The organism is Streptomyces sp. NPDC017993 (assembly GCF_044328065.1).
Lineage (GTDB): Bacteria > Actinomycetota > Actinomycetes > Streptomycetales > Streptomycetaceae > Streptomyces.
Genome location: NZ_JBIRGO010000014.1, coordinates 13,962 through 34,513, shown reverse-complemented (window position 1 = coordinate 34,513; position 20,552 = coordinate 13,962). Strand labels below are relative to the sequence as shown.

Below are 20,552 nucleotides of genomic sequence, written 5' to 3'. Positions count from 1 at the left end.
AGAACTCTGGGTGCGCCGGGAAGTCTGGTCGGCAACTGCAACAGCCGTACACAGCTGCCGAAATGGCCGGAGGTCACCGCGTGAGCGCCCCCCAGAACCGTCGTTCCACCTTCCTCGGACGCATGCCGCTGCCCGAGCGGAACTTTATCGCGGACACTCTGCGCGCCGAGACCGTCGGCGGCGTCCTCCTCCTCGCCGCTTCCGTGGTGGCTCTCGTCTGGGCCAACACCCTGAGCGGCAGCTACGAATCCGTCCGCGACTTCCACCTAGGCCCCGCCTCGCTGGGCCTGGACCTCTCCATCCAGCACTGGGCCGCCAACGGCCTGCTCGCTGTCTTCTTCTTCGTCGCAGGCATCGAACTCAAACGCGAACTGGTCGCCGGTGAACTGCGGGACCCCAAGGCCGCCGCCCTCCCGGTGATCGCCGCGATCTGCGGCATGGCGATGCCCGCGCTCGTCTACGTCGTCGTCAACGCCATCGGCGGCGGCTCGATGGAAGGCTGGGCGGTCCCCACCGCCACCGACATCGCCTTCGCGCTCGCCGTGCTCGCCGTCATCGGCACGTCCCTGCCGTCCGCCCTGCGCGCCTTCCTGCTCACCCTCGCGGTCGTCGACGACCTCTTCGCGATCCTGATCATCGCGGTCTTCTTCACCTCGCAGATCAACTTCCTGGCCCTCGGCTTCGCCTTCGTCGGCCTCGGGGTCTTCTATCTGCTGCTGCGCAAGGGCGTCCGCGGCTGGTACATCTACCTCCCGCTCGCGCTGGTCATCTGGGCCCTGATGGAGAACAGCGGGGTGCACGCCACGATCGCGGGCGTCGCCATGGGCCTGATGCTGCGCTGCACCCGCCGCGACGGCGAGGAGCACTCCCCCGGCGAGCACATCGAACACCTCGTCCGCCCCCTCTCGGCCGGCTTCGCCGTGCCGCTCTTCGCCCTCTTCTCCGCGGGCGTGTCCATCTCCGGCGGAGCGGTCCACGAGGTCTTCACCCGGCCGGAGACGCTCGGCGTCGTCCTCGGCCTGATAGTCGGCAAGGCGTTCGGCATCTTCGGCGGTACGTGGGTCACCGCCCGCTTCACCAAGGCGGAGCTCAATCCGGACCTGAAGTGGCCGGATGTCTTCGCGGTGGCCTCGCTGGCCGGCATCGGCTTCACCGTCTCGCTGCTCATCGGCGAACTCGCCTTCACCGAGGACCTGACACTGGCCGATGAGATCAAGGCATCGGTGCTGATCGGCTCACTCCTGGCCGCGGTCTACGCGGGCATCCTCCTCAAGCTCCGTAACAACAAGTACCGGAGCCTGTGGGAGGAAGAGGAGCGCGACGAGGACCAGGACGGCATCCCCGACATCTATGAACAGGACAAGCCCGAGTACCACTTGCGGATGGCCGCGATCCACGAAGCGAAGGCCGCGGAACACCGGCGCCTTGCCGAAGTGGCCGCCGACGCACGCACCGGGGACGATGGTCCGGCATGATCTGAGAGGCTTGATTTTTCCGGTGACGAGATGAGGGAGACGGCGATGAGCACTGCCGACGACGGGGACCGCAGCCTCGGGCAGCTGGTGGCCACGGCCACCGCCGAGATGTCCGCACTGGTCCACGACGAGATCGCGCTGGCCAAGGCAGAGCTGCGGCAGGACGCCAAGCGCGCGGGCATCGGCGGTGCCGCGTTCGGAGTGGCCGGGGTACTGGCGCTGTTCGCGCTGCCGGTGCTGAGTTTCGCCGCTGCCTACGGCATCCACAACCTCGGCCTCGGGCTCGCCTGGTCCTTCCTGATCGTGGGTGGTGCCTTCCTGGTGGTCGCCGGGCTGTTGGTCCTCATCGCGATGGCCAAGCTCAAGAAGATCAAGAAGCCGGAGAAGTCCATCACCTCGGCCAAGGAAACGGCGGCCGTGCTGCAGAAGGCCAAGCCGCACCCGCGTCCGGCGCCCGTGGAGCACCCGGTCCTGGAGTCTGTGACACGCTCATCGGTATGACTGCCCCCGACAGCACCACCTCGGTCGCCCGGCTCGACGGCCCCTGGTCGCACCGCGACGTCGCGGCGAACGGCGCGCGCTTCCACATCGCCGAGATGGGCGACGGCCCCCTGGTGCTGCTGCTGCACGGCTTCCCGCAGTTCTGGTGGACCTGGCGACACCAACTCCCCGCACTCGCCGACGCGGGCTTCCGCGCGGTCGCGATGGACCTGCGGGGCGTCGGCGGCAGCGACCGCACGCCCCGCGGCTACGACCCGGCGAACCTCGCCCTCGACATCACCGGGGTCATCCGGTCCCTGGGCGAGCCGGACGCCGCACTCGTCGGCCACGACCTGGGCGGCTACCTCGCGTGGACGGCTGCGGTGATGCGGCCCAAGCTGGTGCGCCGGCTCGCGGTGTCCTCGATGCCGCATCCACGGCGCTGGCGCTCCGCGATGCTCGCCGACGTCAAGCAGAGCACGCAGAGTTCGCACATCTGGAACTTCCAGCGCCCCTGGCTGCCCGAGCGCCGGCTGACCGCCGACGACGCGGCGCTGGTCGGCCGGATGATCCGCGACTGGTCCGGGCCCCGGATGCCGGACGACGACGCGGTCGACATCTACCAGCGGGCGATGAGCATTCCCTCCACGGCGCACTGCTCGATCGAGCCGTACCGCTGGATGGTGCGGTCGATGGCCCGTCCGGACGGCATCCAGTTCAACCGGCGGATGAAGAAGCCGGTACGGGTCCCGACGCTGCATCTGCACGGATCGCTCGACCCGGTGATGCGCACCCGCAGTGCCGCCGGCTCCGGGCAGTACGTCGAGGCCCCCTACCGCTGGCGGCTGTTCGACGGCCTGGGCCACTTCCCGCACGAGGAGGACCCGGTGGCGTTCTCGACCGAGCTGATCAACTGGCTGAAGGACCCCGAGCCGGACCGCTGAGGCACGGCGGAGCCCAGCGCGGGGTGACCGCCCGGCCCTGGGCGGCAGGGCCGTTCGGCCGATCGGTGCGAACGTTCGTCTGACGAACAGCCAATTGCCCGGCGCATAGGCCAATTGGCGGCTGCCGGAGCGATTACGGACCTTGAGGCAAGGGCAGAGTCGTGTGTATGGGCTGGACGCACGACTACCGTGACGTGGCACGCAACCGCCGCAGCAGTGCCGCTGCAGTGGGCACTCGGGAGAGGGGCACGCCGGACCTCAGGTCCGCCGACTCCCCCGATCCCGCCCACCCGATGGGCATTCCCCTCATCCTGCGCCGCAGAGCGCGCTGGGTGAGCGCGCGCCTGCGCCATCCCCGCGGCTGAGCCGCGCGGCGCAGGTCTCCTTCCTCCGGCGCACAGCGCGGGGAACCTTACGTCCCCGCGCCTGCGCCCTGACCCACCTCAGATCGCGCAGCCCTGGCTGTCGACCTGCCGCTGGGCCGTACGCCCCTTGGTGATGTCCTCTCGGACCTCGTCGGCGGTCAGCGCATAGCCGGTGCGGGAGTCGTCCAGCGACTTCGCGAAGACGACGCCGTAGACCTCGCCGCGCGGTGTGAGCAGCGGGCCGCCGGAGTTGCCTTGGCGGACCGTGGCGTAGAGGGAGTAGACGTCGCGGCCGACCGTGCCGCGGTGGTAGATGTCCGGGCCGTTGGCCTGGATACGGCCGCGGATACGGGCCGCGCGGACGTCGTAGCCGCCGTTCTCCGGGAACCCGGCGACGATGGCGTTGTTGCCGCTGTCCGCGTCGGCCGGGGCGAACCGGAGTGCCGGGGCATTCAGCGACGGGACGTCCAGCACCGCGATGTCGCGCTGCCAGTCGTAGAGCACGACCGTGGCGTCGTAGCGACGGCCCTCGCCACCGACCTGCACGGTGGGCTCGTCGACGCCTCCGACCACATGGGCGTTGGTCATCACGCGGTGCCGTCCGAAGACGAAGCCGCTGCCTTCGAGCACCTTGCCGCACCCGGGCGCCGTCCCGACGACCTTGACGATGCTGCGCTTGGCCTGCTCGGCCACCGGGCTGCTGGCCAGCCGGGGGTCGGGCGCGGGCACGGAGGTGATCGGCTCGTTGGCGAACGGCGTGAAGACCTGGGGGAAGCCGTTCTGCGTCAGGACCGAGGAGAAGTCCGCGAACCAGCTGTTGGCCTCCGGAGGCATCACCCGGGACACGCCGAGCAGCACCTTGGAGTTACGGACCTCCTTGCCGAGCGTCGGCAAGGAGGTGCCGGCCAGGGCCGATCCGATCAACCAGGCGACCAGCAGCATCGCCAGGACGTTGACCAGCGCGCCGCCGGTGGCGTCCAGCGCACGCGCCGGTGACCAGGTGATGTAGCGGCGCAGCTTGTTACCCAGATGGGTGGTGAGCGCCTGGCCCACGGATGCGCACACGATCACGACAGCAACCGCCGCGATGGCCGCGAAGGTGCCGGGTGTCGCGTCGTCGGTGATCTCGTTCCAGATCACGGGCAGCAGATAGACCGCGATCAGACCGCCTCCGAGGAAGCCGATCACGGACAGGATGCCGACGACAAAGCCTTGCCGATAGCCGATGATCGCGAACCACACGGCCGCGACCAGCAGCAAGATGTCCAGGACGTTCACGCCGGACACCGTCTCACGAGCGCCAGTCGAGCGGGACCTGCTTGTCACGGTCCCACGGAATCTCCCAGCCGGCGTAATGCAGGATTCGGTCGATCACCCCGGCCGTAAACCCCCATACCAGCGCATTCTCGACAAGAAACGCGGGGCCGATGTGGCCACTGGGGTGACGTGACGTCACGCGGTGACCGGGGTCCGTGAGATCCGCCACGGGCACCGTGAACACCCGGGCGGTCTCGGCCTGATCGACTGCGCCGACCGGACTCGGCTCCCGCCACCACCCCAGGACGGGTGTCACCACGAAGCCGCTGACGGGGATGTAGAGCCGCGGCAGCACACCGAAGACCTGGACGCCGGACGGGTCGAGGCCGGTCTCCTCCTGGGCCTCCCGCAGTGCCGCACGCACCGGGCCGCGCCCCTCGGGATCACCGTCCTCCGGGTCGAGCGCGCCTCCGGGGAAGGAGGGCTGGCCGGCATGCGAGCGCAGGGTGCCGGCGCGCTCCATCAGCAGCAGCTCCGGGCCGCGCGGTCCGTGGCCGAAGAGGATCAGCACCGCCGACTGCCGACCGCCGCTCTCGGGCGGCAGGAAGCGGCTGAGCTGGCGCGGCTCGATGGTGCCTGCCGCGCGGGCCACCGGCGCCAGCCACTCGGGCAGCCCGTCGGCCGTGACCGGAACGTCCCGGCCGGACGACGCCTCGCGGGTGCCGGTGTCCTCGCCGTACTGCTCCCGTGCTCTCGTCATCCGCGCCCCCTCAGGCCCTGGCTTCGATGGTTGGTTCCCCTCGGGGGCACTCCTGCCCGCGGCGCCGCAGCCGTCATGGGGCCGCCATCGGGGGCGCGGGCTGCCCCGGATAGTCCGCCGGCGGCTTCAGCCGCTGCCCCGGGCGGCCGCCCAGCTCGTACTTCAACAGCTTCTTCGCCTTCTCCGGGTCCGTCTCGCCCTCGCCGTACGAGGGGCAGAGGGGGGCGATGCCGCAGGCGCCGCAGGCGGGCTTGCGGGAGTGGCAGACGCGGCGGCCGTGGAAGACGACGCGGTGGGAGAGCATCGTCCACTCGCTCTTGGGGAAGATCTCGGCCACCTCCGCCTCGACCTTCTCGGGGTCCTCCTGGGTGGTCCAGCCGAAGCGGCGCACCAGGCGGCCGAAGTGCGTGTCGACGGTGATGCCGGGGACGCCGAAGGCGTTGCCCAGCACCACATTGGCGGTCTTGCGGCCGACGCCCGGGAGCGTGACGAGATCCTCCAGCCGGCCCGGCACCTCGCCGCCGAAGCGGTCGCGCAGCGCGGTCGACAGGCCGATCAGCGACTTGGTCTTGGCGCGGAAGAAACCGGTGGGCCGGATCAGCTCCTCCAGCCGCTCCGGGTCCATCGCCGCCATGTCCTCGGGCGTCGGGCAGACGGCGAAGAGGCCGGGGGTGGTCTGGTTGACCCGCAGGTCGGTGGTCTGCGCGGACAGCACCGTCGCGACCAGCAGCTCGAAGGGGTTGGTGAAGTCCAGCTCCGGATGGGCGTACGGATACAGATCGGCCAGCTCGCGGTTCATCCGGCGGGCCCGGCGGACCATGGCCACCCGGGACTCCGGCTTGCCCGCCGGGGCCTTCCTGGCGGGCGCGGCGGCACTCCCGGCCGAGGCGGCGGCCTTCTTCGCGGCGGCCTTTGCGGGAGTCGCCTTCTTCCCGGCGGCGGCCTTCTTCGCAGCTGTCGCCGTCGCCGCGGGCTTCTTGGCGGCCGCCTTCGCGGGCGCCTGCTTCGCCGGGGTCTCCGTGGTGGTGGCCTGCTTCGGGGCGGTCTTCTTCACTGCGGCCTTCTTCACTGCGGCCTTCTCCGCCGTCTTCGTGGCGGCCTTCTGTGCGGGTGCCCGGGCCACGGCTGCCTTCTTCGTCGCCGCGTCCTTGGTGGTCACGGCCTTCTTGGCGACCGTCTTCTTCTTTGCTGCGGCGCGCTTCGGGGCGGCCTGATCCGCGGCGGCCTGCGCGGCCGCCGCCGGCTTCGCGGGGGTTTCCTTCACGGCGGCCTTCTTCCCTGCCGAGCTCTTGCGTACCGAGTTCTCACCCTCCGAGATGCCCCTCGCGGAGATCTTCGGGGTAGCGTCCTTGACGATCACGTCCTGCGCTGCCGCTCGCGACGCGCCGGACTGTCCCGCCGTCGCCGTCCGGGCGGTCCTCACCCTGGAGGACGATTTGTTACCTTTATCCGAATTCGAGGCACTACTGGATGGCTGTTCGCCCACAGCGGAATCGGGCCCTGCGCTCACTCACTCAGCCCCCAGTCCTGTGCTCCCACCGGCGTATTGGACACTCGGCCAGACTAAGGCCACCCACTGACAACCGACCCGATCACTGTGATTCCTGACCCCAATCGGCCCCCTGCCGTATGGCTCGGGCCATGGGTCCGGCAAACTTGTGATTGATCGCACTGTTTTGCATTCCGGCATGATGGGGACCCACAGTCCCCCGGAGCATGTCGACAAGGAGAGATCTCGTGGACGACGTTCTGCGGCGCGCACCGCTCTTCGCGGCGCTCGATGACGAGCAGGCGGCCGACTTGCGCGCCTCAATGGGAGAGGTCACGCTCGCCCGCGGCGACGCCCTGTTCCACGAAGGGGACCCCGGCGACCGCCTGTACGTGGTCACCGAGGGCAAGGTGAAGCTGCACCGCACTTCCCCGGACGGCCGGGAGAACATGCTCGCCGTCCTCGGCCCCGGAGAGCTCATCGGTGAGCTCTCGCTCTTCGACCCGGGCCCGCGCACGGCCACCGCCTCCGCCCTCACCGAGGTCAAGCTCCTCGGCCTCGGCCACGGCGACCTTCAGCCCTGGCTGAACGCCCGCCCCGAGGTGGCCACGGCCCTGCTGCGCGCAGTCGCACGCCGCCTGCGCAAGACCAACGACCAGATGTCCGACCTGGTCTTCTCGGACGTCCCGGGCCGCGTGGCGCGCGCTCTGCTGGACCTGTCGCGCCGCTTCGGCGTGCAGTCCGAGGAAGGCATCCACGTCGTGCACGACCTGACGCAGGAGGAGCTGGCCCAGCTGGTGGGCGCCTCTCGCGAGACGGTCAACAAGGCACTCGCGGACTTCGCCGGCCGCGGCTGGCTGCGTCTGGAGGCCCGCGCCGTGATCCTGCTGGATGTCGAGCGGCTGGCCAAGCGCTCGCGCTGATCCGGACGTCCGCCGGCGCGCGTCGGCACACACCTCGGAAGGACCCCGCTCCCGGCGGGGTCCTTCGTGCGTTTCCAGCTCCCCGCCCTCGTAGATCCCCGTGCCCCTGTCTCCCGGTCACCGCGCACGCGGGGACCCGCAGGAGCCGGGAAGCCCCGGAGAGGCGGCGAGAGACCGCAGGAAAGCAGTCGCGGGCGGGAAGGCCCGCTCGCCATAGTGGCGGCATGAGTGACACCGGGCAGGACGGCACGGCTGAGCGCGTGCACTGTCGGGTGAGCGACGGCGTGCACGGCGTGCGCGACAGCGGCACCGGACTGGACCGGGAGGGCTACTTCCTCCGCGAAGGGTCCCTGGACCGCGTGTCCGCCCCCTTCGCGCCCGTCGTCGCGGCCCTGCGCGACCGGCTGGCCGAACGCTTCGGCCCTTCCCGCCTCACCTGCGCGTACCTGTACGGCAGCGTCCCGCGCGGCACAGCCGTCCCTGGTCGCTCCGACCTCGACGTACTGCTTGCCCTGAGCACCGGACCCACCGCGGCCGACCACGCCGACGCCCGTGCCGTCGAGGCGGAGCTGGACGCCGCCTTCCCGCAGATCGACGGCGCGGGGATCCTGCTGTGCGGCGTCGAGCAGCTGCTGAGCGAGCCGGAACGGTACGACCTCGGGTGGTTCGCCGCCTGCCTGTGCACGCCACTCATGGGTGAAGACGTCACATCGGGGCTGCCCCGCTACCGCCCCACCTCGCTGCTGGCCCGGGAGACCAACGGCGACCTCTCCGAGCGGCTGCCCGGCCTTCAGGAGAAGGCCGCCGCGGCCCGCACCGACGCCGAGCGCACCCGGTTGACCCGGGTGGTGGCACGCAAGCTCGTACGGACGGGGTTCACGCTGGTCATGCCACGCTGGGGCGGCTGGACCAGCGATCTCACCGAGTCCGCCGAGGTATTCAGCCACTACTATCCGGCGCACGCCGCCCACATGCGCGCGGCGGCACGCGCGGCGCGCAAGCCCGGCGCCGACCCCGAGCTGCTCGACGACCTGCTCAACTGCCTCGCCCCCTGGCTGGCGGATGAGTACCTGGCCGTCCACGGCCCGAAGGCCCCGCCCCAGGAGCCGTGACGGGCGACGGCTGCCGGCGCGGCCGGATCCGGCCTCTTCTGTCAGATCAGCCCGTGTTCGCCCAGGTAGTCGAGCTGTGCCCGCACCGATAGCTCGGCGGCCGGCCACAGGGAGCGGTCGACGTCGGCATAGACGCTGGCGACGACCTCGGCCGGCGTGCGATGGCCCGACTCGACGGCCGTCTCGACCTGCGCGAGCCGGTTGGCCCGGTGCGCCAGGTAGAACTCCACCGCTCCTTGGGCGTCGTTCAGCACCGGTCCGTGGCCCGGAAGTACCGTCGACACGCCGTCGTCGACCGTGAGGGACCGCAGCCGGCGCAGCGTGTCCAGATAGTCGCCCAGCCGGCCGTCCGGGTGCGCGACCACGGTGGTGCCACGGCCCAGGATCGTGTCGCCCGTGAGTACCGCGCCATCGGCGGGGAGGTGGAAGGACAGGGAGTCCGCGGTGTGGCCCGGGGTCGGCACCACCCGCAGCTCCAGGCCGCCGGTGGTGATCACATCGCCCGCTTCTAGCCCTTCACCGCCTAGACGCAGCGCCGGATCCAGGGCACGCACGGCCGTACGCGTCAGTTCGGCGAAGCGTCCGGCGCCCTCGGCGTGGTCCGGGTGGCCATGCGTCAGGAGGGTCAGGGCGATGCGCTTCCCGGCCCGCTCGACGGTGTCGACGACGGCCTGGAGATGCCCCTCGTCGAGCGGCCCCGGGTCGATGACGACCGCGAGGTCGGAGTCCGGCTCGGCGACGATCCAGGTATTGGTGCCGTCCAGGGTCATCGGCGACGCGTTGGGGGCCAGCACGCAGTGGGCGCGTGCGGTGGCCTGACCCTGGATGACGCCGCCTCGGGGCTGCCCGGGGAGAGCCGCTGCTTCGGTCATACGGGGGTCCCTCCCGAGGGGCTGGGGGTGTCCGGGGGGCCGTCGGAGGCGCCGGGTCGTGCACCGTCGTCCTTCGGCGTGAGGTGCTTGGTGAACTCGTCATGGCCCGGCCAGCTCAGGAGGATCTCGCCGTCCACCAATTCCGCGCGGGCCAGGACCGGGGTCAGATCCTGGGCCTCCGCGGCGCCCAGCGCCTCGCCGGCGGTGCCGTAGGACTGGAGGCCGCGCAGCGTCGCGATGGTGGGCGGCATCATCAGCAGCTCGCCCCGGTCGTAGCCGGCGGCGGCCTCCGCCGGGCGGATCCACACCGTCCGGTCCGCCTCCGACGAGGCATTGCGGGTGCGCTGGCCCGCGGGCAGCGCGGCGACGAAGAACCAGGTGTCGTACCGGCGCGGTTCGAACTCCGGGGTGATCCAGCGGGCCCAGGCGCCGAGCAGGTCGGAGCGCAGCAGCAGACCGCGCCGGCCCAGGAACTCGGCGAAGGACAGCTCGTGCGCGACCAGTGCCGCACGGTCCGCCTCCCAGTCCTCGCCCGTGGTGTCCTCGACGACCGTGTCGGCCGAGGTCCCGGCGAGCAGCACGCCGGCCTCTTCGAAGGTCTCGCGCACCGCGGCGCAGACGATGGCCTGCGCGGTCGCCGGGTCGACGCCCATCCGTACGGCCCACTGGGTCCGCGACGGGCCCGCCCAGGCGACCGGCGCCTCGTCACGCGGGTCGACGGAGCCACCCGGGTAGGCGTACGCGCCGCCCGCGAAGGCCATGGAGGTGCGTCTGCGCAGCATGTGGACATCCGGCCCGGAGGAACCGGCGGAACCGAGGGGCGCGTCCCGCAACAGCAGGACGGTCGCGGCCCGCCGGGGCGCGACCGGGGTCAGCTCGCCGTTCGCGAGCGCCCGGATACGGGCCGGCCACTCCGGCGGATACCACTGGCCATTGGTCGTCGACGACATGGCCGGATGCTATGCGCTCACGCGTGGATGTTCGAGGGGCCCTCCGGTACCGGACTGCGTCGCGGGGCGAGGGGCCCCGGAAGGGCGCGAACGCCCCGGGCCCCTCCGCCGCGCGCGAAACCGGCTGCGGACGAGTGCGCTACTCCGCGACCTCGACCTGGATCTCGACCTCGACCGGCGCGTCGATCGGCAGGACCGCCACGCCCACCGCGGACCGGGCGTGCACGCCCTTGTCGCCCAGGATCTCGCCGAGCAGCTCGCTGGCGCCGTTGAGGACGCCGGGCTGGCCGGTGAAGTCCGGCGCGGAGGCCACGAATCCGACGACCTTCACGACCCGCTGGATCTTGTCCAGGTCGCCGATCACCGACTTCACTGCGGCCAGCGCGTTGAGCGCGCAGGTCGCGGCGAGTTCCTTGGCCTGCTCGGCGCTGACCTCGGCACCGACCTTGCCGGTGGCCGGCAGCGCGCCGTCCACCATCGGCAGCTGGCCGGAGGTGAAGACATATCCGCCGGAGCGCACCGCGGGCTGGTAGGCGGCCAGCGGAGGCACCACCTGGGGCAGCTTCAGGCCCAGCTCGGCGATCTTGTCCTCGACCGCGCTCACGCCTGCTTCTCCCGCTTCAGGTAGGCCACCAGCTGCTCGGGGTTGTTCGGACCCGGCACGACCTGGACGAGCTCCCAGCCGTCCTCGCCCCAGGTGTCCAGGATCTGCTTCGTCGCGTGAACGAGCAGCGGCACGGTTGCGTATTCCCACTTGGTCATGGGCCGAGCGTAATGCCTGTCCACAGCCGCGGTGGACGGCGCCCACCACAGCCGCGCGCACCCGCCCCGGACGGCGTCCACCAGAGGCGGCGTCAGGGCCCCTAGGGCACATCCCCTGCGCGCCCCCGAGGACATCGCGCACAGATCCCAGGGGCATCACAGGCCCGTCCCGTGCGTACTCCGGACGCGGACTGGTTAGGCTCCTTGACGTGAGCAGGCTCCATGTCGTCAGCGGCAAGGGCGGCACCGGCAAGACCACGGTCGCCGCTGCCCTCGCCCTCGCCCTGGCCACCGAGGGACGCCGTACCCTCCTGGTCGAGGTCGAGGGCCGTCAGGGCATTGCCCAACTGTTCGAAACCGAAGCGCTTCCCTACGAGGAACGCAAGATCGCCGTGGCCCCGGGTGGCGGCGAGGTGCACGCCCTGGCCATCGACGCCGAGCGCGCCCTCCTGGACTACCTCCAGATGTTCTACAAGCTCGGCAGTGCGGGCCGGGCGCTGAAGAAACTCGGCGCCATCGACTTCGCCACGACCATCGCACCTGGCCTGCGGGACGTCCTGCTGACCGGTAAGGCGTGCGAGGCGGTCCGCCGCAAGGACAAGAGCGGGAAGTTCGTCTACGACGCGATCGTGATGGACGCCCCGCCGACCGGCCGCATCACCCGCTTCCTGAACGTCAACGACGAGGTGGCCGGGCTGGCGAAGATCGGCCCGATCCACAATCAGGCGCAGGCCGTGATGCGGGTCCTGAAGTCGCCCGAGACGGCGGTGCATCTGGTCACCCTCCTGGAGGAGATGCCGGTCCAGGAGACCGCGGACGGCGTCGCGGAACTGCGCGCCGCCGGCCTGCCCGTGGGCGGCATCGTCATCAACATGGTCCGTCCCGCCGTGCTGGACACCGACGACCTCGACATCGCCACCCGCGGGGCCCGTACGGGCATCGCCAAGGCGCTCTCCCAGGCCGGCCTGGGCGGCGCCCGCCGCGGCGGCCTGGCGGACCGGCTGATCGACCCCCTGCTGGAGCAGGCCCGCGAACACGCCGAGCGGGTCGATCTGGAGCGCGCCGAGCATGCCGAACTGACCGGCATCGGGCTGCCCACCTACGAGTTGGAGCTGCTCCCTGAGGGAGTGGACCTCGCCGGGCTCTACCGCCTGGCGAGAGACCTGCGGAAACAGGGGCCCATATGACGTCGGAGGACACCACGCTGGACGCCTCGACCCCGTGGCTCGGGGTCGACGCGCTGATCGACGACCCGCGCACCCGCATCGTGGTGTGCTGCGGCTCCGGCGGCGTGGGAAAGACCACGACCGCCGCGGCACTGGGCGTCCGCGCCGCCGAGCGCGGCCGCAAGGTCGTCGTGCTGACCATCGACCCGGCCCGGCGGCTGGCGCAGTCGATGGGCATCTCCGAGCTCGACAACGTCCCCCGGCAGGTCAAGGGCGTCGACGAGGCGGCGGGCGGCGAACTGCACGCGATGATGCTGGACATGAAGCGCACCTTCGACGAGATCGTCGAAGGGCATGCGGACGCCGACCGGGCCCGCGCGATCCTGGAGAATCCTTTCTACGAGTCCCTGTCGGCCGGCTTCGCGGGCACGCAGGAGTACATGGCCATGGAGAAGCTCGGCCAGCTGCGCGCGACCGACGAGTGGGACCTGATCATCGTCGACACCCCGCCCAGCCGTTCCGCGCTGGACTTCCTCGACGCGCCCAAGCGTCTCGGCTCGTTCCTCGACGGCAAGTTCATCCGGGTCCTGATGGCGCCGGCGAAGGTCGGCGGACGCGCCGGCATGAAGTTCCTGAATGTCGGCATGTCGATGATGACGGGCACCCTCAGCAAGCTGATGGGCGGCCAACTGCTGCGCGACGTGCAGACGTTCGTGGCCGCGATGGACACCATGTTCGGCGGCTTCCGCACCCGCGCCGACGCCACCTACCGGCTGCTTCAGGCACCCGGCACAGCATTTCTCGTGGTGGCCGCCCCCGAGCGGGACGCGCTGCGCGAGGCGGCGTACTTCGTCGAGCGGCTGGCCGCTGAGCAGATGCCATTGGCCGGCCTGGTCCTCAATCGTGTGCACGGCAGCGGCGCCGCGCAGCTGAGCGCGGAGCGGGCGCTGGCGGCCGTCGAGACCCTGACCGACCACACCGCCGAGGACACCGGCGCGGACACCGATCGCGGCGCGGCGCCCGACGATCAGCATGAGACCGAGACGGCCCCCAGGGGCTACTCCGACGGCGGTGGCGGCCCGGATGACACCGACGGCGCCGACGGCGCGGAAAATCTTGAACCGACCGGCATTGTGGATCTCGACGGCGGGAATGCTGGATCACGTGCCGCCGGTGACCACTCCCCCGGTGCCGCGGCGCGCCCTACGACACGCACCTCCGCCTCGGCGGCACACCTCGCTGCCGGGCTGCTCCGACTGCACGCCGAACGCATGCAGGTCCTCGCGCGCGAACGACGCACGCGGGACCGCTTCACCACGCTCCACCCCGAGGTCCCGGTGACGGAGGTCGCCGCGCTGCCGGGCGACGTCCATGACCTCGCGGGGCTGCGCGCGATCGGCGACCGCCTGGCGCTCGGCCCCGCCGACAGCGACACCGACAGCTGACGGTCGAACTCCGGCAGGCCGGCACACCGGGCCCCGGACAGTCCCCGGCCACGCCGGAATCACGGCTCGCCCTGCCCGCACAAACGGCTCGGCATCCAGCCGGCACACGTGCGCCGCGCCACCGCCTCACCAGTGGTCTCGCCCTGCCCCTCCGAGGGCGAGACGCGATGGCATGACGCACGACATGGCCCATGACGCACTCACGGCACCCGGCCCATGCGTACCCCCGGCCCGCAGGCAGCCCCAACCCGCGGGCGCGCCGAAGTCGTTGACGGCGCGACCGGCCAATCCCGGCACGGTACCTGCCCGTCACCGCCTGAACCGCGCACCCTCGAAACCCGGCGCACCGCTCAGACATCAGCCCTCGACGGCCTGACCACGCAATAGGCGGAAGCTGAAGTTCCGCCCGGCCCGCTAGCCGACCGCGGCGAACTCGTCGAAGACCTCTTCCTCACAGTCCAAGGGCAGCGTGCCCGTGCTGTGCTCATATTCCGTACGCGCTGTCTCCAACAGGCGACGCCATGACGTCACGGTCGGGCGACGGCGCAGCAGCGCCCTCCGCTCGCGTTCGGTCATTCCGCCCCACACGCCGAACTCCACCCGGTTGTCCAGGGCATCGGCCAGGCACTCCGTGCGTACCGGACATCCGGTGCACACCGCCTTGGCGCGGTTCTGCGCCGCCCCTTGCACGAACAATTCATCCGGATCGGTAGTGCGGCAGGCTGCCTGTGCACTCCAGTCGGTTACCCAGCTCATGCTGGCGCCGTCCTCTCCCGAATCGAGGCTCCCCCACGGCGGCAAGCGGCATATTCACCGTTGCCAGTTGAGGACGTTACGGAAGGCAGGCAGGGCGCAACACCCCCTTCGGGCCCAATCTTGAATGGCCCGAACGGACTATGCGTATGCGGCAGATCACCCAACGGAGTGACCGAAGGGCATACGTGACTATCCCCGCAAGCGGGGCAGTTCACCTGGTCACGCGGGCTTTCCGGCGGTGCCGGCGGGTAGGTCGAGGCGCGATCCCCGGGGGAGAGGGGCTTGACGAACTGGCGCGTAACCATCCGCTTCGGCAGGTGTGAACAGGCTAAGCGAACAGGTGCGCCCCTGTCCGGCGATTGAGAACGTAGGGTGCCCTCATGGCTAAGAAGCGCGACGGCGGGGGTCTGACCAAGACCCAGCGGGCCGCCAAGTTCCTCGGTGTCAGCGTCCTCGCCGGAGCCGTGCTCGCGGGCCTCGCGCTGCCCGCAGCCGGAGCGCTCGGCCTGGTGGCTAAGGGTTCGGTCGAGGGTTTCGACGACATCCCGGCAAACCTCAAGACACCGCCGCTCAGCCAGCGGACCACGATCCTCGACGCCGACGGCGGCGAGATCGCGAAGGTCTACTCCCGCGACCGCACGGTCGTCGGCCTCAAGGACATGTCGCCGTACATCCGGCAGGCGATCGTCGCGATCGAGGACGCGCGCTTCTACGAGCACGGCGCGGTCGACCTGAAGGGCATCCTGCGCGCGCTCAACAAGAACGCCCGCGCGGGCGGCGTCTCCGAAGGCGCCTCGACGCTGACCCAGCAGTACGTGAAGAACGTCTTCATCGAGGAGGCAGGTGACGACCCCAACAAGGTCGCGCAGGCCACCCAGCAGACGATCGGCCGGAAGGTCAAGGAACTCAAGTACGCGATCCAGGTGGAGAAGGAACTCGGCAAGCGCAAGATCCTTCAGAACTACCTGAACATCACCTTCTTCGGGCAGCAGGCGTACGGCGTCGAGGCCGCCGCCCAGCGCTACTTCAGCACGTCCGCCAAGGACCTGAAGCTGGAGCAGGCGGCCCTGCTGGCCGGCATCGTCCAGTCGCCGAGCCGCTACGACCCGGTCAACGACCCCAAGGAAGCGACCCTTCGGCGCAACACCGTCCTGCAGCGGATGGCCGACCTCAAGGACATCACCCAGGCCCAGGCCGACGAGGCGTCCAAGAAGCCGATCCAGCTGTCGGTCAGCCGCCCCGAGAACGGCTGCATCACCGCCACCCACGGCGCGGGCTTCTTCTGCGACTACGTCCGCGAGGTGTTCCTCAACGACAAGACGTTCGGCAAGACCCGGAAGGTCCGCTCCCGGCTCTGGAACCAGGGCGGCATGACGATCCGCACCACCATGGACGCGCAGACGCAGAAGTCGATCCAGGCGTCGATAAGCGATCACGTCTACAAGGACGACCCGGTGGCCAGCGCGGCGACCATCGTCGAACCGGGGACGGGCAAGATCCTCGGCATGGGCCAGTCCCGCCCCTACGGCTTCGGCGAGAACCAGACCCAGATCAACCTCTCGGTGGACCACAGCATGGGCGGCGGCGCCGGCTATCAGCCCGGCTCGACCTTCAAGCCGGTGATCGCGGCGGCCGCGCTGGAGCGGGGCAAGAGCCCGCAACAGGAGTACTCCTCGCCCTACCGCATGCGGTACCCGAGCCCGGTGCAGACCTGCAAGGGCCCGTGGCAGGGCACGGAGACGACCCAGAACGAGAACGAGAAAGAGGTCGGTCCGTACGGCATGAAGGAGGCGACCGCTAAGTCGGTCAACACCTACTTCGTCCAGCTGATCAGCGACATCGGCATCTGCCCCGCGGTCAAGATGGCGCAGAGCATGGGCATCGAGCGGGCGGACGGCAAGAAGCTGCAAGAGGTCCCCTCGATGACGCTCGGCGTGCAGGAGATGTCGCCGCTGACGATGGCCGGGGGCTACGCGGCCTTCGCCAACGGCGGCGAGTACTGCTCCCCCGTCGCGATCCAGTCGATCACCGACCCGCAGGGCAAGAAGATGAACGTCCCGCGGAGCAGCTGCCGCCGTGCGATGTCGCAGAAGACCGCAAAGACGATCAACGCCCTCCTCAAGGGCGTCGTCGAGGACGGCACCGGTAAGGAGGCCGGTCTCCGCGGCCGGGACAGCGCCGGCAAGACCGGCACCAGCGACAGCCGCTACGCCGCCTGGTTCGTCGGCTACACCCCGAACGCGGCGGGCGCGGTCTGGGTGGGGGACCCGCAGCACAAGCGCAAGATGTTCGACATCTCCATCGGCGGCGCCTACCACGACAAGGTCTACGGCGCCGACACTCCGGGGCCCATCTGGCGCGACGCGATGTCCGGCGCCCTGACCGGCCGCCCCGCACCCTCCCTGCCCACCGTCCCGATAGAGGACCCGCACAAGGACAAGGGCAAGCCCCCGGCCGGCGAGGACGGCAAGGGCAGGCACAAGCCCGGCAACGGGGGCGACAACAAGCCGGGTGACGGCTGGCACCTTCCCGACTTCCCCGACATTCTGGGCGGCGGTAACGGTCGCTGGTGACCAGCGCGTTGCCGACGATGACGGTTCACGGGCCGTGACGGCACGCAGGCGATGACAGCGCGCACGCCGTGACGGCACGCAGAAGGGGCGCCCTCCCAGGGGGGCGCCCCTTCTGTAGTCCGTTGATCGGGCTGCCTGCCCGCGACGTCAGCCGGCGAGCAGCTTCTTCACCACCGCAGCCACCCGGCCGCCCTCGGCACGGCCCGCCACCTGCGGGTTCACGATCTTCATGACGGCGCCCATCGCCCGCGGCCCCTCGGCCCCGGCACCCTTGGCCTCAGCCACGGCGGCCGCGACCAGGCCCTCCAGCTCCTCATCGGTCAGCTGCTTGGGCAGATAGTCCGCCAGCAGCTCGCCCTCGGCGCGCTCACGCTCCGCCGATTCGCTGCGGCCGCCCTTGTCGAACGCCTCGGCGGCCTCGCGGCGCTTCTTCGCCTCGCGCGCGATGATCTTCTCGACATCGCTGTCGGACAGCTCGCGCGCCTCGGTCCCCGCGACCTCCTCCTTCTGGATCGCGGTCAGCGTGAGGCGAAGGGTGGAGGAACGCAGCTCGTCCCGCGCCTTGATCGCGAGGGTGAGGTCGTCGTGCAGCTTGGACTTGAGCGTGGTCATGACGACGAGTATGCCCGTACCCAGCGCCGATCGGCGCGACTTTTCCCCGCGGCCCATGGTCTGGCACCCCCTGTCGCCTTCCGCCGTCTGCCGTCGGTCGCCGGCCGCATGTGACCGGCGCCTCGCGTTCACGACCGCACCCCCTGGCGCCCGGCCACCGCAAGGCCCACCCGCCCCTCGGCTTCCCCGGGCCCGTCTCCCCCTCCCCTTCCCCCTCTCCTTCCCCGGTCCTCCCGCTGCGTCTTTCCGCGCCACTCTGCGACCATGGGGTTCATGCGCGCGCGATACGGAGTACCCCTGTCCCTGACCGCAGTCGGCGCCGCCGGCGTGGCCTACGCCGCCGGCTTCGAAGTCCGATCCTTCCGCCTCCGGCGCGTCACGGTGCCCGTACTGCCCCGTGGCATGCGTCCGTTGCGCGTCCTGCAGGTCTCCGACATCCACATGGTCCGCGGCCAGCGCAAGAAGCAGCGCTGGCTGCAGTCACTCGCCGGACTCCGTCCCGACTTCGTCATCAACACGGGCGACAACCTCTCCGACCCCGAGGGCGTCCCCGAGGCGCTGGACGCCCTCGGCCCGCTGATGGAGTTCCCCGGCGCATACGTCTTCGGGTCCAACGACTACTACGGCCCGAAGCTGCGCAACCCCGCCCGCTATCTGATCGAGAAGGTCCAGGGGCGACACGGCCTCAACGGCAACGCACCGGCCGTCGGCGTCGTCCACAACCCCTGGGAAGAGCTGCGCGACGCGTTCGACACGGCCGGTTGGGTCGGCCTGTCCAACACCCGCGGCCGCCTCAAGCTGGAGGGCTTCGAGATCGCCCTGACCGGCCTGGACGACCCGCACATCAAGCGCGACCGCTACGCCGAGGTGGCCGGCGGCCCGGAATCCGGCGCCGACCTCTCGCTGGCCGTCGTACACGCCCCGTATCTGCGCTCCCTGGACGCCTTCACCGCCGACGGCTATCCCCTGGTCCTGGCCGGCCACACCCACGGTGGCCAGCTCTGCATTCCCTTCTACGGCGCGCTGGTCACCAACTGCGACATCGACACCAACCGCGTCAAGGGCCTCTCCACCCACACCGCGGGCGGCAACACCTCCTATCTCCACGTCTCCGCGGGCTGCGGCACCAACCGGTACACCCCGGTCCGCTTCGCCTGCCCCCCGGAGGCGACCCTCCTGACGCTGACGGCGAAGGCGTAGGCAGGGCGATTCCGCGGCGGCTGTACGGAGACGGAGATCGACTTCTGAGGCCGAGCGGCTCCGGCTCAGGCCGGGGCCGCCCCGTCGGCTCCGGCCTGGTGCCCGGGTAGCCCACGTCATCGCGAAACCAAACCCGACCGCCCGGGGCCCTCGGGAACGGCGGGCGGCCCGCACCCACGAACCGCTGGCCCAAGGCTTACGGAGCGCTGCGGCGGGCCGGAAACGTTCCCGACCAGCGCCCGATCCACCCGCCCCGCCACCCCTCTCCACGCAGCCCTGGCCTCTACCGTGGAGAAATGTCCGACCCCACCCGGACCTCGCAGTCCACGCGCCACGCGACGGGCGCCGCCCGCGCAGCCGACCGCACCCCGGCAACAGCCGTCGCCCCCGCCGTCCGACGCCCCCTCGCCGCCGCCGTCCGCGCCTTGATCGCCACGGCCGCCCTCACCGGACTCGCCACAGAGGCCGACCTCACGCCTGATCTCCCCCTGCTCCTGGGCAACTTCACAGTGCAGGCGAACATCGCCGTGGCGCTCGTCTTCATCTGGTCCTCCCACCGGGCCTGGACCGGACGCCGCCCCGCGCACCCACTCCTCACGGGGGCAGCCCTCTTCTTCATCACCCTCGCCGCCCTGCTTGTCCACGCGGCCCCGTCCGGCGACACCGGCGGCTTCGCCCTCCCCGGAGCCCCCACCGGACCAGCCGGCGCCCTCTCCATCGCGGGCCCACTCCTGCACACGGTCACCCCGCTCGCCGCCCTCGCCGACTGGCTCCTGCTGACCGCACCCGGCGGCTTCCGCCGCTCCTACGCCTGGCAGTGGTCGGCCTACCCGCTCCTGTACCTCGCCTTCACCTTCCTCCCCAGCCCGCCGCCCCACGCCCTCGCCATCGCCCTGACCGCCTGCCTCCTGCCACTGATCACCATCGCGATCGACCAGGTCAGGCCGTCTCCGCGGCTCCACCGAAACCGGATTTCGCCTACGGGGATCAGTCCGCTAAAGTAGAGCTCGTTGCTTCGGGGTGTAGCGCAGCTTGGCAGCGCGCTTCGTTCGGGACGAAGAGGTCGTGGGTTCAAATCCCGCCACCCCGACTGAAGGAACACAGGTCAGAGCCACCTACTGGTTTCAGTAGGTGGCTCTCCTGCGTTGTGAGTGACTAACTGCGGGCCTATCGCTTCGGATTCACCTTGAAGGTGCCGCCCATGGTGCCCGGCCCTGCCTGGATCACGGGCCGGACCTGCTTCGGGCAGACCTCCTCGGTGACCGCCGTCCCGGAGTGCCCGACCAGGAGCGAGACCCCTTCGAGCGGACACCACTGACCGACAGCGGCGAGCCGAAGCTGTGGCGTAGCTCACGCGGGCACTCCTGGGCGTTCGCCCCGGCGCCGTGGACCTCCCGCCCCCTTATCGCCC

The 20,552-nt window shown here is 70.7% G+C and carries 20 protein-coding genes and 1 tRNA gene; 12 read left to right on the top strand and 9 right to left on the bottom strand.

What is annotated here, in order from left to right:
- The first annotated feature begins 80 nt into the window (after positions 1 to 80).
- The 4 genes from nhaA (at position 81) to ACH4FH_RS24880 (ending at position 3,264) form a co-directional block, all read left to right on the top strand.
- The gene (gene nhaA / locus ACH4FH_RS24895; RefSeq protein WP_398558096.1) at positions 81 to 1,475 is read left to right on the top strand and encodes a Na+/H+ antiporter NhaA; all 1,395 of its coding nucleotides are present in this window, start codon (positions 81 to 83) and stop codon (positions 1,473 to 1,475) included.
- 45 nt (positions 1,476 to 1,520) lie between these two features.
- On the top strand, positions 1,521 to 1,976 hold the full coding sequence (locus tag ACH4FH_RS24890; protein ID WP_398558094.1) for a phage holin family protein: 456 nt from the start codon (positions 1,521 to 1,523) through the stop codon (positions 1,974 to 1,976).
- The gene (locus tag ACH4FH_RS24885) at positions 1,973 to 2,899 is read left to right on the top strand and encodes an alpha/beta fold hydrolase (RefSeq protein ID WP_398558093.1); all 927 of its coding nucleotides are present in this window, start codon (positions 1,973 to 1,975) and stop codon (positions 2,897 to 2,899) included. The genes ACH4FH_RS24890 and ACH4FH_RS24885 overlap by 4 nt, the downstream gene beginning before the upstream one ends.
- Positions 2,900 to 3,066: 167 nt before the next feature.
- On the top strand, positions 3,067 to 3,264 hold the full coding sequence (locus ACH4FH_RS24880) for a hypothetical protein (RefSeq protein WP_393896548.1): 198 nt from the start codon (positions 3,067 to 3,069) through the stop codon (positions 3,262 to 3,264).
- A 78-nt stretch (positions 3,265 to 3,342) separates the two neighbouring features.
- Here the strand turns inward: ACH4FH_RS24880 and ACH4FH_RS24875 are convergent, their stop codons facing one another.
- The 3 genes from ACH4FH_RS24875 to nth form a co-directional block, all read right to left on the bottom strand.
- A complete protein-coding gene (locus tag ACH4FH_RS24875; protein ID WP_398558092.1) occupies positions 3,343 to 4,542 on the bottom strand; it encodes a MarP family serine protease in 1,200 nt (399 codons plus the stop codon).
- Positions 4,543 to 4,555: 13 nt separating this feature from the next.
- Complete coding sequence (locus ACH4FH_RS24870; protein ID WP_398558091.1) at positions 4,556 to 5,281, bottom strand: NUDIX hydrolase; 726 nt, start codon at positions 5,279 to 5,281, stop codon at positions 4,556 to 4,558.
- Between the two features lie 73 nt (positions 5,282 to 5,354).
- Positions 5,355 to 6,335 carry an endonuclease III gene (nth, locus tag ACH4FH_RS24865; protein ID WP_398558273.1) on the bottom strand — a complete coding sequence of 327 codons (981 nt, stop codon included), beginning with the start codon at positions 6,333 to 6,335 and terminating at the stop codon, positions 5,355 to 5,357.
- Positions 6,336 to 7,018: 683 nt separating this feature from the next.
- Between nth and ACH4FH_RS24860 the strand changes: the two genes are divergently transcribed.
- A complete protein-coding gene (locus ACH4FH_RS24860) occupies positions 7,019 to 7,693 on the top strand; it encodes a Crp/Fnr family transcriptional regulator (RefSeq protein WP_393896552.1) in 675 nt (224 codons plus the stop codon).
- Positions 7,694 to 7,917: 224 nt separating this feature from the next.
- Entirely contained in the window at positions 7,918 to 8,805 is an 888-nt protein-coding gene (locus ACH4FH_RS24855) for a nucleotidyltransferase (RefSeq protein WP_398558090.1), read from the top strand.
- A 41-nt stretch (positions 8,806 to 8,846) separates the two neighbouring features.
- Here ACH4FH_RS24855 and ACH4FH_RS24850 read toward each other — a convergent pair whose 3' ends face one another.
- The 4 genes from ACH4FH_RS24850 to ACH4FH_RS24835 form a co-directional block, all read right to left on the bottom strand.
- Positions 8,847 to 9,677 carry an MBL fold metallo-hydrolase gene (locus ACH4FH_RS24850; RefSeq protein ID WP_398558089.1) on the bottom strand — a complete coding sequence of 277 codons (831 nt, stop codon included), beginning with the start codon at positions 9,675 to 9,677 and terminating at the stop codon, positions 8,847 to 8,849.
- Entirely contained in the window at positions 9,674 to 10,627 is a 954-nt protein-coding gene (locus tag ACH4FH_RS24845) for an NUDIX hydrolase (RefSeq protein WP_398558088.1), read from the bottom strand. The genes ACH4FH_RS24850 and ACH4FH_RS24845 overlap by 4 nt, the downstream gene beginning before the upstream one ends.
- 139 nt (positions 10,628 to 10,766) lie before the next feature.
- Complete coding sequence (locus tag ACH4FH_RS24840) at positions 10,767 to 11,231, bottom strand: RidA family protein (protein WP_398558087.1); 465 nt, start codon at positions 11,229 to 11,231, stop codon at positions 10,767 to 10,769.
- Positions 11,228 to 11,389 (bottom strand): DUF4177 domain-containing protein, encoded by a 162-nt coding sequence (locus ACH4FH_RS24835; protein WP_003975360.1) that lies wholly within the window; start codon positions 11,387 to 11,389, stop codon positions 11,228 to 11,230. Before ACH4FH_RS24835 ends, ACH4FH_RS24840 begins: the two co-directional genes overlap by 4 nt.
- Positions 11,390 to 11,598: 209 nt before the next feature.
- Here ACH4FH_RS24835 and ACH4FH_RS24830 point away from each other — a divergent pair, with 209 nt between their 5' ends.
- A complete protein-coding gene (locus ACH4FH_RS24830) occupies positions 11,599 to 12,576 on the top strand; it encodes an ArsA family ATPase (protein WP_398558086.1) in 978 nt (325 codons plus the stop codon).
- Positions 12,573 to 14,000: an ArsA family ATPase gene (locus ACH4FH_RS24825; protein ID WP_398558085.1), complete on the top strand. Its 1,428-nt coding sequence runs from the start codon at positions 12,573 to 12,575 to the stop codon at positions 13,998 to 14,000. Before ACH4FH_RS24830 ends, ACH4FH_RS24825 begins: the two co-directional genes overlap by 4 nt.
- A gap of 414 nt (positions 14,001 to 14,414) precedes the next feature.
- Here the strand turns inward: ACH4FH_RS24825 and ACH4FH_RS24820 are convergent, their stop codons facing one another.
- Positions 14,415 to 14,756: a WhiB family transcriptional regulator gene (locus ACH4FH_RS24820; protein ID WP_398558084.1), complete on the bottom strand. Its 342-nt coding sequence runs from the start codon at positions 14,754 to 14,756 to the stop codon at positions 14,415 to 14,417.
- Positions 14,757 to 15,136: 380 nt separating this feature from the next.
- Between ACH4FH_RS24820 and ACH4FH_RS24815 the strand changes: the two genes are divergently transcribed.
- Positions 15,137 to 17,329 (top strand): transglycosylase domain-containing protein, encoded by a 2,193-nt coding sequence (locus ACH4FH_RS24815; RefSeq protein WP_398558083.1) that lies wholly within the window; start codon positions 15,137 to 15,139, stop codon positions 17,327 to 17,329.
- 147 nt (positions 17,330 to 17,476) lie between these two features.
- On the opposite strand, the gene ACH4FH_RS24810 is transcribed toward ACH4FH_RS24815, so the two are convergent.
- Entirely contained in the window at positions 17,477 to 17,941 is a 465-nt protein-coding gene (locus ACH4FH_RS24810; RefSeq protein ID WP_398558082.1) for a GatB/YqeY domain-containing protein, read from the bottom strand.
- 273 nt (positions 17,942 to 18,214) lie between these two features.
- On the opposite strand from ACH4FH_RS24810, the gene ACH4FH_RS24805 reads away from it, so the two are divergent.
- The 3 genes from ACH4FH_RS24805 (at position 18,215) to ACH4FH_RS24795 (ending at position 20,231) form a co-directional block, all read left to right on the top strand.
- Positions 18,215 to 19,141, top strand: coding sequence for a metallophosphoesterase (locus ACH4FH_RS24805; RefSeq protein ID WP_398558081.1), 927 nt, complete (start codon positions 18,215 to 18,217; stop codon positions 19,139 to 19,141).
- A gap of 296 nt (positions 19,142 to 19,437) precedes the next feature.
- Entirely contained in the window at positions 19,438 to 20,145 is a 708-nt protein-coding gene (locus tag ACH4FH_RS24800; protein ID WP_398558080.1) for an integral membrane regulator, read from the top strand.
- 12 nt (positions 20,146 to 20,157) lie between these two features.
- Positions 20,158 to 20,231 (top strand) — tRNA-Pro (locus tag ACH4FH_RS24795).
- Positions 20,232 to 20,552: the final 321 nt, after the last annotated feature.

What these genes read in the sequence shown, in the direction of transcription:
- ACH4FH_RS24820 (WP_398558084.1), bottom strand. Translation starts at nt 14,756, where the DNA reads ATGAGCTGGGTAACCGACTGGAGTGCACAGGCAGCCTGCCGCACTACC.
- ACH4FH_RS24805 (WP_398558081.1), top strand. Translation starts at nt 18,215, where the DNA reads ATGCGCGCGCGATACGGAGTACCCCTGTCCCTGACCGCAGTCGGCGCC.
- ACH4FH_RS24890 (WP_398558094.1), top strand. Translation starts at nt 1,521, where the DNA reads ATGAGCACTGCCGACGACGGGGACCGCAGCCTCGGGCAGCTGGTGGCC.
- ACH4FH_RS24885 (WP_398558093.1), top strand. Translation starts at nt 1,973, where the DNA reads ATGACTGCCCCCGACAGCACCACCTCGGTCGCCCGGCTCGACGGCCCC.
- ACH4FH_RS24810 (WP_398558082.1), bottom strand. Translation starts at nt 17,941, where the DNA reads ATGACCACGCTCAAGTCCAAGCTGCACGACGACCTCACCCTCGCGATC.
- ACH4FH_RS24800 (WP_398558080.1), top strand. Translation starts at nt 19,438, where the DNA reads ATGTCCGACCCCACCCGGACCTCGCAGTCCACGCGCCACGCGACGGGC.
- ACH4FH_RS24835 (WP_003975360.1), bottom strand. Translation starts at nt 11,389, where the DNA reads ATGACCAAGTGGGAATACGCAACCGTGCCGCTGCTCGTTCACGCGACG.
- ACH4FH_RS24825 (WP_398558085.1), top strand. Translation starts at nt 12,573, where the DNA reads ATGACGTCGGAGGACACCACGCTGGACGCCTCGACCCCGTGGCTCGGG.
- ACH4FH_RS24855 (WP_398558090.1), top strand. Translation starts at nt 7,918, where the DNA reads ATGAGTGACACCGGGCAGGACGGCACGGCTGAGCGCGTGCACTGTCGG.
- ACH4FH_RS24815 (WP_398558083.1), top strand. Translation starts at nt 15,137, where the DNA reads ATGGCTAAGAAGCGCGACGGCGGGGGTCTGACCAAGACCCAGCGGGCC.
- ACH4FH_RS24880 (WP_393896548.1), top strand. Translation starts at nt 3,067, where the DNA reads ATGGGCTGGACGCACGACTACCGTGACGTGGCACGCAACCGCCGCAGC.
- ACH4FH_RS24845 (WP_398558088.1), bottom strand. Translation starts at nt 10,627, where the DNA reads ATGTCGTCGACGACCAATGGCCAGTGGTATCCGCCGGAGTGGCCGGCC.
- ACH4FH_RS24850 (WP_398558089.1), bottom strand. Translation starts at nt 9,677, where the DNA reads ATGACCGAAGCAGCGGCTCTCCCCGGGCAGCCCCGAGGCGGCGTCATC.
- ACH4FH_RS24870 (WP_398558091.1), bottom strand. Translation starts at nt 5,281, where the DNA reads ATGACGAGAGCACGGGAGCAGTACGGCGAGGACACCGGCACCCGCGAG.